Raw genomic sequence first — 19,374 nt, 5'->3', positions numbered from 1 at the left:
CTGGTTACCTAAGTGAATCGTCTTTTGCCGGTTTCCGGCCGAATGCGCTGCGCAGGCGCAGCAGGGCCGGCTGCACAAGCCTGTCCCTGAGCCGGTTGGCATGCAGCCGGGGCGACCGGCGCCTGAGCGGTTTCCGCTCCCCGCCTGCAGCGGCGCCCTGCGGATTGGCCAGATCTGCGCTGCTGTAGCCAAAGTGCCGGGCGATCTGCTGAACCGCCGGATCAAGCTGCAGCGTGTAGCTGCCGTCCTGTTTCCATTTCCCGGAGGATTTCGCATGCGTGCCGGAGCCGACCCGGGGGTCAGGCCCGATGCCGATGAACCGGCAGATTGCGGCAAAGCCTTCAGCGGGCTCCTGCACCAGATCCTCGTAGCGGACCCGCAGGAGCTTGCCTTCGGGCAGCATCTGTTCAAATGCCAGCAGATTGCGGCTGAGTTCGAGCCAGCCGTATTGCCGCTCGCCGGGATCGGTGCCGAAGAGCGCGGCGGCGGAATACAGCGTGCCGTGCGGGTTGCGGACCATTGTCACGATCTTCACGTCAAACCCGGTGGCCTGCATCCATTCCAGGATCAGGCTCAGGGCCGCCCAGTTGGCAATGAACTGCGGCGATTTTTCAAAGAACACCGGGCGCGCATAGGTGCGGCACAAGGCTTCCCAACCCTCGAAGACCAGGGCCCGGGCGTCTTCCGGCGGCTGAAAATCCGGTACGCATCGCGCCAGCAGATCCACCATATAGGCGCGGGCATTCGCCGGGCTGCCATAGCCGCTGTATGCCTGTCCCGCGCTGAACAGCTGATCCGGGCGCCGCAGCAGCACCGCCGCCATCAGCCACCAATGGGTCTCCAGATTGGAATGCGGCGAATAGGGCACGGTCTGAACGGCGGGATGCCGGCAGATTTCGTCCTGAAACATCGTTGAGCCAGAACGCTTATCTGAGAGCAGGAGCACGATGCTGGGCATGAAGCCTCCGTTTCGCTGGTTTGACCGGCCGCGGCACTTCGGAAAAGTTCGCAAGAGACGAAATAAGGCCAATGATCAGGAAGAAAAGCATTGCGCCGCGCGGGGTCGAGACCGGAGCATGCCCGAACGCGACCCACGGCAGCAGCGCGATGGCGGACAGCAGCAGTGACTGCGACAGCAATCCGGTAAAGGAATATTTGCGCCTGGCGCGCCTGCCGGCGGCGTGAAGCGCCCTCAGCATGAGGGCCCCGTAGAGGAGCGCTGCCAGCATCCCGTAGCTGTAATAGGCCATCGCAAAGGTTGCATGCGTCGCCTTGCCGGCCTGTTCGGGAACCACCCAGCTGTCCGAATACCTGACGGTCACCCCCTCCCCCAGAACCAGGAACTGCGGTTTCCTGGCAACGTGCTGGAACGGCTCGACATAGGCCAGAACACGTTCGCTTTCGCGCTCATCCTGAAAGGGGTTTTCCAGCACCGCCTGGCTGCGGTTCGACAGGCGGTCGAAGAAAAAGAGCTGGGAGGAAATGCCCACGGCCAGAATGACCGTGGTGCTGACCGCAACCGGAAGCAAAATTCCCCGCCGCACATATTTGAATCCGTAGATCAGAACTGTCAGCAGGATGAGCAGGCTGCCCAGGATCGGCCCGCGGGAATAGCTCATCACAACCCCCATTGGCGCCAGCAGGCAGGCGGCCAGCGTGATCCCCCGCCAGACCGGTCCCAGCCGCCACGGCCAGCGCAGCAGCAGCGCCGCAAGCGGCCAGCAGGCATTGATGAAGGAGGCGCCAAGTATCGAAACGCCGACCAGGGTCCTGCCGCGGACACCGCTGTCCCCGGCGCTGTAATGTGCGCCCACCCCTTCCGCAGCGGGCTCGAGGAAGGTGTTTGAAAACACCATGTCCACCACAAGGACCCGTGTCATGGGCAGCGAAGAAAGGACCATCAAGGACGCGGTGATCAGCATCCCTAGCACTGCCGCGCGCAGGATGACGGACACATCCTGCGGCGTCCGCACCATCTGTCCGGTGACGAAGAAAACGCTGAAGGCCAGGCAGGTGCGGATGGAAATATACAATGTGTCCTGGAAGGTGCCGAAGGTCAGAACTCCGATCAGCTCGCTGGTGAGGGCGAGAAACAGGATCACCTTGACGGTCCCGGAAAACATCCTGCGGGTGCGGAACGCAGGCAGGCTCAGGGCTTTCAGGATCAGTGCCAGGATCAGCAGGTCTATGATGTAGACAGGCACGGGGCCAAGTTTGAAATTCAGCTTCGGCACCGCAACAAGGACAAACACGAAGATGGCGAACAGGCCAATGCCCGGGGTTGCGCCGTGAGGTCTATAAGCCATAGCCATGCCTCACTTTTGCATAGAGGTTCAGATGGGCGCTGACGAAGTCTTCGATCCTGAAGGCCTGCGACCGTTCAAAGCCGTTCTGCCCCAGCTGCCTGCGCAAGTCCGGCGACGCCGCCAGGCGGCGGATGGCTGCTGCAATGCTGGCAGGCTGCGCCGGATCGATCAGAAGGGCGGCCTGCCCGTCCGGGCCGACAACCTCGCGCAGCCCCGCAACATCGGAGGCAATGACCGGCAAGGCCGCGTTCATGGCTTCGACCGCGGCCAGCCCGAACCCTTCCCACAAGGACGGCAGCAGGAAGATGTCCGCCTCCTGCAGCAGTGCCCGGATGTCGGGCACATATCCCGCAAACTCCACTGAACCGGATATGCCAAGCCGGGCGGCGGTGCGGCGCAGCGCCTCAAGCTCCGGCCCGTCGCCGGCAATGACATAGCGCAGGCTGCAGGGCGCCAGCTGCGCCAGGGCTTCCAGGGCTGCGTCGAAGTTCTTGGCCGGGGACAGGCGGCCGACCGACAGCACGGTCAAAGGCTTCTCTCCGGGCTCATGCGCGATCGGTGTGTCGAAAAACAGCCGGCAGCCATTGGGAATAACGGTCACCTCCTTGACCCAGGGGCGTGCCTTGCCCAGTTCGGACCGGACCCCCTGGCTGATGGCAATGATCTGCTTGAAGGCGCCGTAGACCTGCCTGTCGATGGCCCGCCCGAACAGGCTGGACCGGCGGTTGTTCGAGGTGCTGTGCTCGGTGAACAGAGCCGGGGCGCCGATCATGCCGCTCCGCACCAGGAGCGACAGGTACAGGCTGGCAGGAAACAGATGCGCATGCACAACGTCGCTGGGGCGGATGTGCCGCCGGGCATAGGCGGCCAGCCGCCAGAACGCGCGGGGGTCATACGGGCTGCCGGCCCCAAGCGACACCGCCCCCTCCGGCACGCCGCCATCGCCGAAACCCTCCAGCGAGACCAGATGCGCCTCGAGTCCTTCTGAGCGAAGCTGGCCATGCAGGCTGCGGGCCATCCGCTCGGCGCCGCCGCGTTTCATGTCAATGCTGTTGATGATCTGGAAAACCCGCGGCCGCGCCGCCGGGTCTGGAACGGCCGGTGCCGGTGCCGAAGCCGGCGGCGGGCGCCGGCGGAGCCTGTTGAGGCCGCTGCGCAAGGCCTTGCGCTGCTTTTCCGGAAGGAACCGGGCCAGAGGGTGCTGCTTGAACAGCGCGGGCACCGCAAAGGCCTCCCAGGGCAGGGGCTGCCACGCCGGGGGCGGTTCCGACATCACCGCCTGAAAGAGCCGGGCATAGGCCTGCACGCAGATTTCGCGCGAAAACCGGCTGCGGGCTGCCGCGGACACGGCCTGGCTCATCGCTGCCAGCTGAGCCGGGTCCTTTGCCAGGCCTTCGATCTGTTTCGCGAATCCCGCAGTATCGCCGGTCTCCGCCAGGAAGCCGGTTTCGCCTGCATCGATCAGGAAATCGGTGATGCCCGGCAGTTGCCAGGCCACCGGGACGGCGCCTGCGGCCATCGCTTCCAGCAAGGCGTTCGGGCAGCCTTCGAAATGCGACGGGAACAGAAAGACATCGGTGTCTTCCAGGAACCCCGGGATCTCCTCCGGGGACAGGCTGCCGAGGAAGCGCACGGCGCCCGGGTCCGCCAGTCCGGCAAAGGCTTTGCGCAGGGCCGGCCCGTCCTTGCCCTGCCCTGCGATCTGCAGCCGGAACCGCACTTTGGCATCTTCCAGGTGGCGCAGGATGGCAGGCAGGTGCAGGACCCCCTTCTGCCGGTGCTCCAGCCTGCCAAGGAACCCCAGCCTCAGAACCCCGTCCCGGCCCCGCACCGCCCGGGCCGCCGCGGCGAACCGGTTCGCCGGCACCCCGTTGGGGATCAGGGCGATCTTGTCCGGGCTGACGCCATAGGTGCTGATCAGGTCGTCCTGCAGCCGCGGCGTCAGCGCCACAATCCGGGCCAGCCGCTCCCGGCCGGTCAGGGTCAGCCGGTAGCCTTCCTCAAACCCGTTGGCGCAGCGGGCCAGGACCCGCACCTTTGCGGGCAGATGCGGCAAGGCGCTCAGGATGGCGGGCGAGTTGACGCCGAACACTGCGGCGATCTGTTCGGCCTCGCACCACCCGGCAAACGCGCGGGCCTGTTCTTTCAGGCTTGTGCTTTTCCCGGCCAGCAGGACGCAGCCGTCATCGGCGAAGGCCGGCACGGTCAAGCTGGCCTGATCCCGGCCCGCCGTGACACAGCGCAGATCGATGCCATGCTCCAGCAGCGCAGGCCGCATGTTGCGGTAGAAGGTGAAGGTGCCGCTGTCTTTGGGCACCGATCCGAACGCCACGCGTATCACCGGCGGCCTCCCGGACGGCCCTGGCTTGCCCGCGCTTGGCCTGCCCGGTCCTGGCCTGCCCGGCTTTTGGCGCGCGCCATCAGATCAGCCCCCGGCAGCAACGGTGATGTGACTGCCGCCTTCAAACAGGCTGGCGTAATCGCTGATGGAGGTGAGCACGCCGTTCTCCAGCGTCAGGATGATGTCGCAATCCCGCACGGTTGTGTGCCGGTGGGCGACCATGATCAGCGTCCGGGTGCCCGCGAGCTTGGAGATCTCTGCCATCACCTGGGCCTCGGTGGCATTGTCGAGGGCACTGGTCGCCTCGTCGAACACGATGACTTCCGGTTCGGGATACAGGGCGCGGGCTATGCTCAGGCGCTGCCGCTGGCCGCCGGACAGCCGCACGCCGCGCTCCCCGGCAAAGGTGCCGTAGCCGTCCGGCAGTTCGTTGAGGATGAAGTCCTCAATCTGCGCCATGCGCGCGGCGGCCTGCATTTTTCCAGTGTCGATGTCCGCTTCCGGGACGCCAAAGGCGATATTCTGCGCGATCGTGGCATCGCTCAGGTAGATGTCCTGCTGGACATAGCCGACATTTGCGCGCCAGGCCCGGATTTCACTGTGCGACAGCCTGCGGCCGTCAATCCGGATTTCCCCGCTGCCCGGCTCCAGCAGCCCCAGGATCAGATCCATCAGGGTTGTCTTGCCGGCCCCGGTCCGGCCGACAATCCCCACGGACATGCCTGCGGCGATCGTGAAGGTCACGCCCTGCAGGCTGTCGGCGTCCGCTCCGGGATAGCGGAAAGACACATCCTTGAATTCGATGCTCTTCTGGAAACGCATGGGCGCAACCGCGGAGGGCAAGGGCGGCAGGTTCTCGGCGCTCCTGAAATCGTCCAGGATGGCATTGGCGGATGCGCTGCTCAGCCGCAGGGAAACTGACGCGTTATAGCCCTTCTGGAAGGCCGGCATCATGCGGTAAAGCGCCAGGACAAAAACCCCGAGCGTCGGCAGGATATTGGCCATTGCGGCGCTGCCGGTGCCGCCGCTGCGCGCGGTCAGGATCAGGGTCATCAGAACGGTGCCGCCGATGGCGACGGCTTCGATGATGTGGCGCGGCGCCATCCGCACGGTGTTGGACAGCGCATTGGCATTGGCATATTCCGAGGAGGGCTGCGAATAGCGCTCAACCAGCGTCCGCTCGCGGTTCAGCAGGCGCACCTGCTTGCCGCCGATCAGCGCCTCCATTGCCAGCCGGTGCCGTTTGCGGTTGCTGCTGAGAATGCTCTGGCCGAGGCGGCCGGTGATCCGGCGGACCGACAGCAGCAGGACCGCATAAAGCGCCGAAAACGAGCCCATCGCCAGCAGGGTGACCGACGGGTTGATCACCAGCAGCAGGGCCACCATGAAGATCAGGGTGACGGCGGAGACCACGAATTCCGAAAAGGCACGGAAGACCTGCGAGACGATCCGCGCGGTCTCCGACAGCATATTGGCCACCAGCTCAGAGCTGTTGCGCTGCAGCATGAACGGGTAAGGCTGTTGCAGATAGGCGGTCAGCAGCCGTTTCGACAGGCTGTGAATCCGGCCCTCGAGCCAGCGGTTGGCAACATAGACGGTGAGGATTTTCAGCCCGGCGGTGGCAATCAGCATCACAAAGAAGGCGCCGCCCAGAAAGAAAATGAAATCATCGGCGCTGGTGAATCCGCCGGACGTGTAGAACGCCGACAGATAGCTGTTTGCCTGAATGATTTCCGGTTCGCCAAGCACTTTGAGAAACGGGAAAATCATGGCCACGCCGACCATGTCGGAAAACCCGCTGAGAATGATGAGCGGCATGAGGAGCATTGCCGTTTTCCGCTCGGCCGGGGTCAGCAGGCGCAGCGCCAGATTAAGGCTTTTCATGAGGTCCTCCGCTGCTGTGCGGAGCTGTGCAAGCCCAGGGCAAGAGCCGCGCTCTTGCCTGCCGGGAAACTGAAAATCCGGCAGGGCACATCCGTTCGGGGCCGCCCTGCCCTGCTGAAACCGGTACCAAAATTAACTGCACAAGACTGCCTATGCTAAGGGCGAAGCCGCCAACCAAACACGATCTTGAGAGTTGCAACTAATACGAAAAGGTCCAGCCGCCACCCCATGTTGCGCACATAATGGGTGTCGAGCTCGGTTTTTGTGCGGGCCATTTCAATGCAGTCGGTATAGCCCTGCACGACCTGCGCATAGCCGCTCATGCCCGGCCGCACGGTTTCGCGGACTTCATATCCGGGGATTGCCTCGCGGTAGGTTTCGGCAAATGAGCAGATCTCAGGCCGCGGCCCGATCAGGCTCATCTGCCCCATCAGCACGTTCAGGATCTGCGGCAGCTCGTCCATTTTGCTGCCCCGCATGAAATGCCCCAGAGGCGTGATGCGGCCCTTGTCCAGGGGATCATCCGCCCCCCGTTCGCCCGCGCCCTTGCAGGTCATGGTGCGGAATTTCAGCATGGTGAAACCCTGCCGGTTCTGGCCGCAGCGCCGCTGCAGAAAGAACAGGCGGCCGGGGTTCCAGAACGGGTTCAGGCACAAAAGGACACAGCAGATGCCCAGCAGCAAAGGCAGGCAGGCCAGGCTGATCACGATATCCGCAAGACGTTTGGAGCCAAGATAGAGACGCCGCCGGGCCGTGCCGGCGAAAGTTTCTGTCAGACTGCCACGTTCTCCGCCCGGGTAATAATACCCTTTGGCGGCACTCTTTAACACAACACCATTTTTCATAGAACCGGTAACCGTTTACTAACCCACACAATGGGGGGCAGAAACCGATTGCCCGAAACAAACATCGCAGCCTTCAAAAAGGCGCATGGGCACTTGAATTTCTGAAATGCAGTCCCCCCAGACCCCATACATGCAGCCCAAGGAACAACACAAAGACAGGGCTACCCGTTAAGTATGCCGGTTGGCCGCCATTCTGCCAAGATAAAATTTATTTCAATCCGGGCAGACAAATGCCCAACGAAGGATCAATTCCGGCGTGCCAGAGGCAGCGCCCTGCCGGACTGCGGGGGGGTTCCGGAAGGTCTTGAAAATGCAGAGAGAAGTCTGGACAGGATCAGGGCCGCAAAAAACAGGGCGGTTGAAGCTGTCAGGCTGATGGCAATTGAGGGGAGAATTTCAAATTCAAAAAACAACCATAAAGAAATAGCGCCTGCCCACATTGCAAAGGCAGAGAAGAAGAAAAATGGAATCGCCATCAGGAGCTTTCAACCATAAAGGGTTCCTCAGGAATATTCCGCTGACGCTGAGAATGCCAGAAAAACATCGGGATTTGCAGGTTTTTATGCGGCGCGGGCAAGCCCGGAACGGCACCGCGAAAAAGAGCGGCGCAGGAAGCCCCTGCGCCGCTTCTGGTTTCAGACCAGCAGGAAGTCGTCGCTCAGCGCCGCGCTGGTATCGGTGATCGACAGATCGCTGATGGTGCCGTCAAAGACGTCGCGGAAGCCTGCCTCGCCGGTCCGGCTGGCCCAGCCGTTGGCGCCGGCCTGCAGATACTCGCCGTTATCGAGCCAGTCGAAGTCGAAGTCCGCCTGGCCGATCAGCTGGCCGTTCAGCTCCAGCGCCACTTCCCCGCCGCCAAAGCTGGCGGTGACGTCATAGTCGGTGTCCTTCTGAATGCCGGTGGCCTTGAAGGTCTTGGACGTGCTGCCCTCCTGGAACCGGACAACCAGCGTGCCGTTGCTGACATAGGAGGTGAAATGGCCTTCGTTGACATCGGTGCCGGAGGCATCCTTGGAGACCAGCCCCTGGCGCCCGCTGACCGTGTCGGCGTTGAAGGTAAAGGAGATTTCACCTGCCGCCAGCTTCAGCGCATCGTCCGGAGCGAACTCCTGCACTGCGCTGCGGGAGCCGTCGAACTCCATCGCGCCGTCGATGCCGAAGACCTCGGCGAGGTCGGGCAGCTCCGGCAGTTCCGCGGCCTCTTCATAGACGTCAAACGGCTCTTCCGACCGGGCCGCTCCGGCGGCATTGCTGGCGGAGGCGGAGATCGTATAACCGCCCGCTGCCAGACCGCCCAGGTCCACGCCGTCCAGCGACCAGCTGCCGCCGGAGACGGCGGCGGTGCCCAGCGTGGTTTCCGCGGAGCCGTTCACCAGCGTCACGGTCACCAGGCCGCCGTCTGCGATGTTCTGCGCGGTGCCGGTCAGGGTCAGCGCGCCGGCTTCGGCCTGCGAAATGCTGTTGTCGCCGCCCACCGGGTTGATATCGACCGCCGGTGCCGGGACGCTGGTGCCGGTCCCGCCTTTCTCGTCCGAGGCGATGGTGTTGTAACCTGCGGTGATCTCCACATTCGAGATGGTGCCGTCAAAGGCGTCGCGGAAACCTGCCTTGCCGGTCTGGCTGGCCCAGCCGTTGGCGCCGATCTGCAGGTATTCGGTATTGTCCAGCCAGTTGACGTCAAAGGACTGGCTGCTCACCAGCGCGTCGTCGACCCACAGCGAAACCTTGCCGTCGCCAAAGCTGGTGCGCACGTCATAGACCTTGTTGGCCTGGATGCCGTCCAGTTTCAGCGTCTTTGAGGCTGAGCCCTCCTGGTAGCGGACGTAGAGCGTGCCGTCCTTGATGTAGGAGGTGAAATGGCCGTTGTTGACGGAGGTGCCGCCGGCGTCCTTGGACACCAGGCCCTGGCTGCCGCTGACCTTGTCGGCGTTGAAGCTGAAGGAGACCGTTGCGGCCTCAACCCGGGTGGCGGCACTGGGGGCCACTTCGATCACCTTGGCATTGCTGCCGTCGAATTCCATGTTGCCGGAGCGGTAGAACAGCAGCTCGGTTTCGCCGCCGGCGCCCGGTTCCGGATCCGGGGTGGGGTCGGGTGTGGGTTCCGGATCGGGTGTGGGTTCCGGATCGGGGGTGGGTTCCGGATCGGGCGCAGGGGTCGAACCGTCAACGGCTTCACCGCCTTGCACCGGGCCGGCCGAGCCGTCCCACAGCTGATCCACAGAAAGATTGCGCGCCGCGCCCGTGGTGGACGTGCCGCCGACATTGGAGCCGGAGAGGCTGAGTCCCGAGACCCCCATGAAGCGGAGCTCGGTGGTATTGCCGAGCAGGGAAACCCCCTCCCAGGTGATGTCATAGCCGTCCTTGATCAGGAAGGCCCGCCCGGAGTTGGAGCCGGTGTTTTCGAAGATCGTGTCGCTGATATGGATATCGTGCGGCATCGCCTCGGCGTTGCTGTTGTTCAGAAGGCCGGTCCTGTCGACGGCGCTGATGACAATGCCATTGGGGTTGTTGATGAACTGGCTGCCTTCGACACGGATGTTCGTGTTCCATTTCTCAACGTTGAAGTCGGTGCTGTCGTGATAGGAGCTCTTGAGGTCAAAGCCGCTGACGCCGTTGTTGTAGAACACCGAATTCAGAACCGTGCCGTTGCGGAAGCCGCCGGCCGTGTCCAGCCCGTCGCGGGCGTTGCTCTCAAAGAAGCTGCCGGTCACCGTCATGTCCGACGGGCCGTCGCCGGCGACCGAGCTTTCGGTCTTGATGCCGTCACCCAGGGACAGGCGGAAATGGCTGTTGGAAATTGTGGCGCCATCGCCTTCCACGACGCGCAGCTGGTAGAAACCGCCTTCGAACAGGCTGCTTTCAACGGTCAGATTGTTGCCGCCCTGCACGTCGACATGCATCGACACATTGCCGGAGAAGGCGCTGTCCTCGATCGTGACGTTGTCGCCATCGACAACCAGGATCCGTTTCTTGTGATAATCCTGGCCGGCAGCCGGAAGGATTCCGTCATAGCTGGTCTTGGGTGCGTTCACCACGTCGAAGGTGACATTGTCCACCGTCACCCCATCGGAGAGGATGAACAACGCGGAGGTGTCGGTGGACGAGGTGGTGCGCACGTCCAGGCCTGCGCCTTTTTCCGCGGTCAGCGTGAAATCCTTGGGCAGGCGCAGGTTCGATCCCGAGATCTGGTAGGTGTCCTCGAGAACGAGTGTATCTCCTGCTTTAAACTTGTTGCTGCTCAACAGGGACGCGAACGCGCTGGAGACATCCTGACCCGCGGACCAGCCGAGGTCAGACGAATACCAAACGGTCATGTGATTTCCTTTCACTGGTGATCAACCGCTGAGTGGCGCGGCTCACACTCTTACATTTTCCCAAACCATACCCGCCGGGGCAGGGCCTTCAGGCCGTTCAAGCAGCTGCCGGGTTTCCCGCCGGCCGCCGGTGCCTGTCATCCCGCCGCAGAGAGCAAACTTGTACAAAACCTAGAAGCGGCCTATCGCCCAACTTGGTTAACAGGAAGACTGATGGAGGTTTGCGCCCAAAAGCTGGCTTTTTTCGGCCAATTCCCTGTCAGCGGTCTGCAAATAACCGCGCACAGGCGAAAACCCGCTTATGGCGGGCCGCCAAAAAGCTGGGAAACAGCGGAGCTGTTCTGTAACAGTGGATCTGGTGTGCCCTGCAAACCGATACATAAAATTCGGCACAAATCAGGCCGCGGGACATGCAAATCGCAGTAATCAGAGGTGTTTAGCCGCTGCTGCGGAAAAGATCAAGCCGCTGCGCCAGTTGAAATCGCGATACAAGAATCGAATTTGCAGGCCAAAAGGCCCGTTTCAGGCGGCCCTGCGCGCAAACATGCTGCGCAGCCGCAGCATTGCACGTGATCTCCGGCCGGACCGCTGGCCCTTCGTTCAGTGCCGGGCGCGTGTCTTCAGGCCGGGCGCTTTTTCAGCCGGTGGCGCTGCCGCTGTTTTCTTTTCACCTGCAGTTTCCGCTTCAGCCGCTGCACCACCAGCCGCAGCAGCGCGTCCAGCCGCTGGCCTGCGCGCAGGCCCGGCGTCAGGCAGATCGCGTTCAGGTATTCCCGCGACAGGCGGCGGGCCGGCCGCGCGTCGGCAACCGCTGTCGGGTCGAACCATTTCGCCACTTCCTCCGGCGATGTGTTGGCCCGCTGGGATCCGTCCTTATGCAGGCGGCGCTGAAACTGCGGCGGGCAGTTCAGCCGCACGATATGGCCCAGCAGGGCGCATTCCGCGAGCAGCACATAGTCCGATGCGATATAGCTGCCGATCAGCCGGGTCTTTGCCAGCTCTTCCCGCCGGAACACGCCAAAGACCGAGGTGACAATCGCCAGCTGGTCCAGGCACTGGTACAGCCGCTGCCCCGGCGTGGCGGCGGCGGTTTCCACACAGGCCGGGACTTCTGCCTCAATCTCCCGCCCGGTTTCATCAATGTATTTGAAGGACGGATAGACCAGCACCGCCCGGCCGCCATGGCCGGCAAAACCCGCAAGGCAGGCGGACAGGAAATCCGGGCCCAGGATGTCATCATGGGCCAGCCAGTTGAAGTAGGCGCCGCGCGCCAGGTGAAACACATAGTTGTAATTCTTGGCGGCGCCGATGTTGCGCGGCTGCCGCACGTAGAGGATCCGCGGATCCTGCTCTGCATAACGGCGGCAGATCGCCTCGGTGCCGTCACTTGAGGCATTGTCGGAAATGATCAGTTCGAAGTCCTGGAAACTCTGCGCCAGCACCGATTGAATGGCTTGCTCCAGGTAGTTCTCGCCATTGTAGACCGGCAGCCCGATGCTGCAGGCCGGAGCTGCGGAAGGATCTTTCATCTGCTCACTCGTCTGCCAATACCCATGTTCGAGATAGCCCGTGCCGCGGAAACGGCCAGCCGCCGGCCCCGGCGGTGCACAGGCTGGAGGGGGCCGCCCCTGCGCATTGGTAACTCAGACAAGGCCTGTGAACTCAAATGCGTCGCCGGTCAGGCTCAGCCCGTAGACATTGTGCAGGATCCCGATCAGCTCATCCTGATCGCCGCCGCTGCCCGCCAGCCAGATTGCAGTGCCGCCCGGCAGCCCGGCGGCGTCCTCGCTCAGCACATAGTCAGAGCTGGTTCCCGCAAGGCGCACCTTGTCGCCGGCGCTGAAGTCCCAGACATAACCGTAATCGTCCTCGCCGCTGGTGGCGCCATTGCCGTCGTCATAGTAGACGGTGCCGTTATCGCCGAAGACAAAGACATCATCGCCGCCATTGCCGGTGAAGACATCCAGCTCGCCCAGCCCCGGCAGCGGATCTGCTGCGTCCACCGCCGCCAGCACTTCAGCACTGTCATCGCCGATGGTCACGTCACCGCCTTCTATTCCAGTGATGTCGATGTCGTGGAACTCGATGTCATAGTGATGGGTGACCAGCGCAAAGGAGCCGGTGATCGGGTCGTCATAATCGATGACCAGATCCATCAGCCAGCCGGCCGGCTCTGCGGTACCCTCTTCCCAGACCTTCATCTTGTAGGACCGGTCAAAGGTTCCTGACTGCTCCACCCGGATCACGAAGTTGAACCGCGTGTCCTCGGCCAGCGTGAACGGTGTGATATTGGTGCTGGGGTAGATCTCGAAATGCGGCGTGCCGGTCAGCTGATCATAGAACAGGAACTCGGACGGGGTGAACCCGCGCAGCGGCTGCCATTGGATGGGGCTGTCGCTGGTATGCCCGTTCCACCACAGGCCAAAGCCGAAGAGCCCGTTTGCCGCCGACAGGTCATGCGGGGTGACGGCCAGGCGGGCCTCGTAGAAGTCCCAGGAGTTGTCGCCGATCGCAATGAACCGGTCAAAGCCCAGCTCATCCGGGCGCACCCCGTCACCGGTCAGCGTCCACTTGCCGTCGACCACCTGCGCCACGTCCTGGATATTGCTGACGGCGGACCAGTCGATGGAGTAATCCTCAGGCCAGGCCGCGCCGTCCTGATACTGAATGGTCACATCCTGGGTGTACTCGGAACCGTCATTATACCGGGCAATGATGGAAACCACGTCATCTGCGGCTGTCGGGTCCAGCTCATCGTAGGCGATGTCGATGTTGAAGTCGCCGGCCTTCTCCAGCCGGTGGGCGTCGGGGCCAACCGACAGGTTCCGCTCGGCGCCGCCGTTCAGCCTGTAGGTCAGCGTGTCAATATCCTCGGCAAAGACATCGCCCAGGATATTGACCCAGGTCTGCGCCTCGCCCGGCTGGCCGAAGGTCTGCGTTGGCCCGTACCAGACATCGATAACCGGACCTACCGCAATATCCACGGTTGCCGTATCCGTCAGCCCGCCGTCATCGCTGATCGTATAGGTGAAGCTGTCGGGCCCCTCATAACCCGCGTTGGGCGTATAGGTCAGCGTGCCGTCGCCATTGTCCGTCAGCGTGCCGTTGGACGTGCTGGTGAAGCTGTCGAAGGTGATCGGGTCGCCATCGGGATCGCTGTCGTTGGCCAGCAGGCTGCTGGTGGCGATCACCAAGGCCGTGTCGATGGCCACCGGCATCGCGTCATTTTGTGCATCCGGCGCGGTGTTGACCGGCACATGGCTGCCGTCCTCATCCGCAATCGGATCGCTGGCAACCTCGAAATAGTCGACCTGCGCAGTATAACCGGTGGCCTGTGCCACATTGCCGGCAAACACCCCGGCAGAGGATGCGGTGATTGCATGGTTGAAACTGACCGCCGTGGTCCAATTGCTGCCGTCCGCGGAATAGTCATAGGTCCAGGTATCGCCGGACCGGTTCACCCGCAGATACTCAGCATCTCCGGCCTGGATCGTCATATTGACCCGCGAAGACGAGGATCCATTGGTGGTGACTGCCGCAAACACCTTGATCACCGTGCCATCAGAGTAGGTGTCGAACCGCAGCCAGTTATTGGCATCCTGCTCCACCAGCAGACCATGCAGCTGGAAGCGTTCTGACGGCATGCTCAGGAACCGCGCCTCGATCTCGAAATCCACATCCGAGACATCCTGCATGGCGCGGGCCGAGTTGTTGGTGCCCCAGGCATCAAAATTTCCGTCCGGCGTGACCAGTTCCAGGAAGGCGTCATTGGCATTGCCGCCGGTGGCGGCGGAGATGCCTGCAGGACCCTCGACACTCCAGACCGCCAGATCCAGCGGCCCTCCGGCAAAGTCATCCGACACCAGCCCGCTGCCCGAAGGCGGTGCCGCAACCGTCAGGTTCACGGTTGCGGTATCGCTCAGCCCGCTGTCATCGCTGATCGTATAGGTGAAACTGTCCGGTCCCTCATAACCCGCGTTGGGCGTATAGGTCAGCGTGCCGTCGCCATTGTCCGCCAGCGTGCCGTTGGACGGATTGGTGAAGCTGTCGAAGGTGACGGGATCGCCATCGGGATCGCTGTCGTTGGACAAAAGCGCCGACTGATCAATCACCAGCGCCGTATCATGTCCCACCGCCAGGCCGTCATCCACCGCATCCGGCGCCTGGTTCGCGGCCGCTGAGACCGTCAGATTCACTGTCGCGGTATCGCTCAGCCCGCCGTCATCGCTGATCGTGTAGGTGAAGCTGTCAGGCCCCTCATAGCCTGCATTGGGGGTATAGGTCAGCGTGCCGTCGCCATTGTCCGTCAGCGTGCCGTTGGAGGGATTGGTGAAGCTGTCGAAGGTGACGGGATCGCCATCGGGATCGCTGTCGTTGGACATCAAGGCGGATTCATCGATCACCAGCGCGGTGTCCAGCACCACCGCCAGACCGTCATCCACCGCATCCGGCGCCTGGTTCGGGGGCGGTGTGCCGCCGCCGTCTTCGTTGACGATGGGATCAGTGGAGACCTCGAAATAGTCGACCTGCGCAGTATAGCCGGAGGCCTGTGCCACATTGCCGGCAAACACCCCCGCCGAGGTGGCGGTGATCGCATGGCTGTAGCTGACCGCAGTGGTCCAATTGGTGCCGTCGGCGGAATACTGGTAGGTCCAGGTGTCACCGCTGCGCGCCACCCGCAGGTATTCCGCATCGCCGGCCTGGATCACCGTATTGATCCGCGAAGACGAGGATCCGTTGATGGTGACGCCGGAGAACACCCGCAGCACAGTGCCGTCGGAATAGGTGTCAAACCGCAGCCAGTTGTTTGCGTCCTGTTCCACCAGCAGCCCGTGCAGTTGGAAGCGGTCGGCGGGCGTGGTCAGGAACCGCGCCTCGATCTCGAAATCCGTATCCGTGACGTCCTGCATCGCGCGGGCCGAATTATTGGTCTTCCAGGCGTCATAGAAACCGTCCGGCGTTACCAGCTCCAGATAGAACTCCCCCGCATTGCTGCCCAAAGCGGCGGAAATGCCCGCAGGCCCTTCCACGCTCCAGACCGCCGGATCCAGCGCCGCACCGGAGAAGTCATCCGACACCAGCCCGCTGCCCGAAGGCGGTGCCGCAACCGTCAGGTTCACGGTTGCGGTATCGGTTGCGCCGCTGTCATCGCTGATCGTGTAGGTGAAACTGTCCGGCCCTTCATAACCCGCGTTGGGCGTATAGGTCAGCGTGCCGTCGCCATTGTCCGCCAGCGTGCCGTTGGACGGATTGGTGAAGCTGTCGAAGGTGACGGGATCGCCATCGGGATCGCTGTCGTTGGACAAAAGCGCCGACTGATCAATCACCAGCGCCGTATCATGTCCCACCGCCAGGCCGTCATCCACCGCATCCGGCGCCTGGTTCGCGGCCGCTGAGACCGTCAGATTCACTGTCGCGGTATCCGTCAGCCCGCTGTCATCGCTGATCGTATAGGTGAAGCTGTCGGGTCCCTCATAGCCCGCGTTGGGCGTATAGGTCAGCGTGCCGTCGCCATTGTCCAGCAGGGTGCCGTTGGAGGGATTGGTGAAGCTGTCGAAGGTGATCGGGTCGCCATCGGGGTCGCTGTCGTTGGACAAGAGCGCCGACTGATCAATCACCAGCGCCGTATCATGCCCCACGGCCAGGCCGTCATCCACCGCATCCGGCGCCTGATTGGCCGGGGGTGTGTGGCTGCCATCCTCATCCGCAATCGGATCATGGGCGACTTCAAAGTAGTCGATCTGGGCGGTATAGCCGGTGGCCTGGGCGGTATTGCCGGCAAACACCCCGGCCGAGGCGGCGGTGACCGCATGGGTGAAACTGACGGCCGTGGTCCAGTTGATGCCGTCGGCGGAATACTCGTAGGTCCAGGTGTCGCCGGAGCGGTCCACCCGCAGGTATTCCGCATCGCCGGCCTGGATCACCGCATTGACCCGCGACGATGATGACCCGTTGACCGTCACCGCCGCAAACACCCGCAGCACGGTGCCATCGGAATAGGTGTCAAAGCGCAGCCAGTTGTTTGCGTCCTGCTCCACCAAAAGCCCGTGCAGCTGGAACCGCTCCGCCGGAGTGCTGAGGAAGCGCGCCTCGATCTGGAAGTCCTCGTCAGCGATATCCTGCATCGCCCGGGCTGAGTTGTTGGTCTGCCAGGCATCATAATTGCCGTCCGGCGTGACCAGCTCCAGATAGGCATCTGCGGCGTTGGACGCGAGATTGGCAGCGACGCCCGCAGGCCCTTCCACGCTCCACACCGCCGGATCCAGCGCGCCGCCCGAGAAATCATCCGACACCAGCCCGCTGCCCGAGGCTGGCGTGCCGATGGTGACGTCGAAGACAACCTTGGCAGGTGCCGAAATGCCGTCGCTGAGGCCCAGTTCGAACCCGTCCGGCCCGTCAGTTCCCGCGGTGGTGGCAAAGGAAACCAGCCCCTGGTTCACATCGGCCTGGGTAAAGCTGCCGCCGGCCGCCAGATCGCTGCCGTTCAGCCTCAGCGCGCCAAGGGCTGGGGCCGAAACCAACGTGTAGACCAGTTCGCTGGCGCTTTGCTCGGTATCGGTGGCCGCGAGCAGCGAGGCATCAATGGCCAGGCTTTCGCCCGCGTTCATGACCGCGGAGTGTTCCCGGTGCTGCAGCAGCACCGCCACCGTGGCATCGGTTTTGCTGGCGGCAATCACATCGGTCAGACCGTCCTGGTTCACATCGGCCGGTGTCGGCGTATAGGCGCCATCTGCGGTGCCGTCGATGGTGATGGCCCCGAAGACGCCGCTGCCGTCGTTTTCCAGAAACCGCACGCTGTCGTCGCCGACGCTGGCGGCCAGCAGGTCGATGTCGCCGTCATTATCGACATCTTCGGCAATCACCGTCCTTGCCCCCAGAACGCTGGTCGCCAGCACGGTTTTGGTATAGCCGCTGCCGGTGCTGAAATAGCCGATGATCTGGTTGCTGAGCTTGGCTGCCGCTGCGATGTCGGTCAGCCCGTCGCCGTTCAGGTCGGCAGCCGTGACGTAATAGGCGCCGTCGGCAGCACTGTCGACAACCTGTTTGGTGAAGGTCTGGCTGCCGTCGTTTTCATAGACAGCCACCGTGTCGTCGCCGTGGCTGGCGGTCAGAATATCGAGATCACCGTCGCCGTCGATGTCAAAGGCGATGGCCGTCTTGGCCTCCAGCGCATTGCTGTCCAGCACATGTTCGGTGAAATTCTGGGCACCGTCATTCTCATACCAGGCAATGGTGGCGGCATCCTGGCTGGCGGTGACCAGATCCAGGTCGCCGTCGCCATCGATATCCGCGGCCTCCAGGTAATGGGCGCCGTCCTTGGCGGCGATGGTGTGGCGCTGGAAGCTGCCGCTGCCGTCGTTTTCGTACCAGACATAGAGATCTTCGCGGTAGCCGGCCGCCAGGATATCGGCGTCGCCGTCCTGGTCGAGGTCAGCGATGGCCGCCGGGTAGGAGGATTCGAGGTTGCTGTCGATGACATGGGCGGTGAAGTTCTCGGCGCCGTCATTCTCGTACCAGACGACAGAGTCGTTCTGTTCTGATGTCGCGGCAATATCAATGTCGCCGTCCTGATCGAAATCCGCCGCAATCCCTACATGGGTGAGCGGCATCGCGGTGGTGACAATGACCTTGGTGAAGCCCGGGGTGCCGGTGGTCAGCACCGGCGCATCCTGCACCAGCGGCCCGCCGCCGCCCGGGTTCGGGGCGCTCAGCGTCACCGTGGCAGTGCCGGTGTCAGTGCCATCACTCAGCGTATAGGTGAAGCTGTCAGAGCCGGAGGAGCCCGCATCCGGCGTATAGGTGAAGGAGCCATCAGCATTCAGCACCACGGTGCCCTTGGCGGCCTGAACATCCAGCGTGGCGGTCAGCGGATCGCCATCCGCATCGCTGTCATTGTCCAGCACGCCGCTGGCGGCATCCACCGTCAGGCTGCGGTCGCTCTCCAGCACGTAGTTGTCATTCAGCGCTTCCGGGGCTGTATTGACCGGGGTGACGCTGCCATCCTCATTTGCAATCGGATCGGTGGAGACCTCAAAATAATCAACCTGGGCTGTATAGCCCGTGGCCTGTGCCACATTGCCCGCAAACACCCCGGCAGAGGTTGCGTTCAGCGCGTGGGTATAGCTGACGGCGGTGGTCCAGTTAGCGCCATCCGCGGAATACTGATAGGTCCAGGTGTCGCCGCTGCGCGCCACCCGCAGATACTCGGCATCGCCCGGCTGGATCACCATGTTGAGCCGTGACGAAGACGAGCCGTTGACCGTCACGCCGGAGAACACCCGCAGCACGGTGCCGTCGGAATAGGTGTCAAACCGCACCCAGTTGTCCGCGTCCTGTTCCACCAGCAGCCCGTGCAGCTGGAAGCGGTCCGCGGGCGTGGTCAGGAAGCGCGCCTCGACCTGGAAGTCCTCATTGACGATATCCTGCATCGCCCGGGCTGAGTTGTTGGTCTGCCAAGCGTCGTAATTGCCGTCCGGCGTGACCAGTTCGAGATAGGCCTCGGACCCGGTAATGCCCAGGCCGGCGGAGATGCCGGCAGGCCCTTCCACGCTCCAGACCGCCGGATCCAGCGCGCCGCCCGAGAAATCATCCGACACCAGCCCGTTGCCCGTTGCCGGGGCCGAGACGGTCAGGTTTACGGTTGCGGTATCGGTCGCGCCGCTGTCATCGCTGATCGTATAGGT

Annotated in this window: 9 protein-coding genes; all 9 read right to left on the bottom strand. The window is 63.0% G+C overall.

Annotated elements, in window-relative coordinates:
• Positions 1-4: 4 nt before the first annotated feature.
• The gene (locus RA26_RS16610) at positions 5-958 is read right to left on the bottom strand and encodes a sulfotransferase (RefSeq protein ID WP_082015857.1); all 954 of its coding nucleotides are present in this window, start codon (positions 956-958) and stop codon (positions 5-7) included.
• Positions 927-2,306 carry an O-antigen ligase family protein gene (locus RA26_RS16605; protein WP_039185499.1) on the bottom strand — a complete coding sequence of 460 codons (1,380 nt, stop codon included), beginning with the start codon at positions 2,304-2,306 and terminating at the stop codon, positions 927-929. Before RA26_RS16605 ends, RA26_RS16610 begins: the two co-directional genes overlap by 32 nt.
• A complete protein-coding gene (locus RA26_RS22475) occupies positions 2,296-4,647 on the bottom strand; it encodes a glycosyltransferase (RefSeq protein ID WP_082015855.1) in 2,352 nt (783 codons plus the stop codon). The genes RA26_RS16605 and RA26_RS22475 overlap by 11 nt, the downstream gene beginning before the upstream one ends.
• Positions 4,648-4,731: 84 nt before the next feature.
• Positions 4,732-6,531: an ABC transporter ATP-binding protein gene (locus RA26_RS16595; RefSeq protein ID WP_039185497.1), complete on the bottom strand. Its 1,800-nt coding sequence runs from the start codon at positions 6,529-6,531 to the stop codon at positions 4,732-4,734.
• 155 nt (positions 6,532-6,686) lie between these two features.
• On the bottom strand, positions 6,687-7,361 hold the full coding sequence (locus tag RA26_RS16590; protein ID WP_241482669.1) for a sugar transferase: 675 nt from the start codon (positions 7,359-7,361) through the stop codon (positions 6,687-6,689).
• Between the two features lie 260 nt (positions 7,362-7,621).
• Positions 7,622-7,852 (bottom strand): hypothetical protein, encoded by a 231-nt coding sequence (locus RA26_RS16585; RefSeq protein WP_039185495.1) that lies wholly within the window; start codon positions 7,850-7,852, stop codon positions 7,622-7,624.
• A gap of 159 nt (positions 7,853-8,011) precedes the next feature.
• On the bottom strand, positions 8,012-10,690 hold the full coding sequence (locus RA26_RS16580; protein ID WP_039185494.1) for a right-handed parallel beta-helix repeat-containing protein: 2,679 nt from the start codon (positions 10,688-10,690) through the stop codon (positions 8,012-8,014).
• A gap of 620 nt (positions 10,691-11,310) precedes the next feature.
• Positions 11,311-12,219 carry a glycosyltransferase family 2 protein gene (locus RA26_RS16575; RefSeq protein ID WP_052272460.1) on the bottom strand — a complete coding sequence of 303 codons (909 nt, stop codon included), beginning with the start codon at positions 12,217-12,219 and terminating at the stop codon, positions 11,311-11,313.
• A gap of 114 nt (positions 12,220-12,333) precedes the next feature.
• On the bottom strand, positions 12,334-19,374 hold a 7,041-nt coding region (locus RA26_RS16570), incomplete at its 5' end, for a cadherin-like domain-containing protein (protein WP_039185492.1).

The organism is Leisingera sp. ANG-M7 (genome assembly GCF_000813965.1).
Taxonomy (GTDB): Bacteria; Pseudomonadota; Alphaproteobacteria; order Rhodobacterales; family Rhodobacteraceae; genus Leisingera.
This window is presented reverse-complemented; position numbering and strand designations above follow the sequence as displayed.

Excerpts from the sequence above, each read along its gene's own strand:
- RA26_RS16610 (WP_082015857.1), bottom strand. The coding sequence starts at position 958 with ATGCCCAGCATCGTGCTCCTGCTCTCAGATAAGCGTTCTGGCTCAACG.
- RA26_RS16595 (WP_039185497.1), bottom strand. The coding sequence starts at position 6,531 with ATGAAAAGCCTTAATCTGGCGCTGCGCCTGCTGACCCCGGCCGAGCGG.
- RA26_RS16575 (WP_052272460.1), bottom strand. The coding sequence starts at position 12,219 with ATGAAAGATCCTTCCGCAGCTCCGGCCTGCAGCATCGGGCTGCCGGTC.
- RA26_RS16605 (WP_039185499.1), bottom strand. The coding sequence starts at position 2,306 with ATGGCTTATAGACCTCACGGCGCAACCCCGGGCATTGGCCTGTTCGCC.
- RA26_RS16585 (WP_039185495.1), bottom strand. The coding sequence starts at position 7,852 with ATGGCGATTCCATTTTTCTTCTTCTCTGCCTTTGCAATGTGGGCAGGC.
- RA26_RS16580 (WP_039185494.1), bottom strand. The coding sequence starts at position 10,690 with ATGACCGTTTGGTATTCGTCTGACCTCGGCTGGTCCGCGGGTCAGGAT.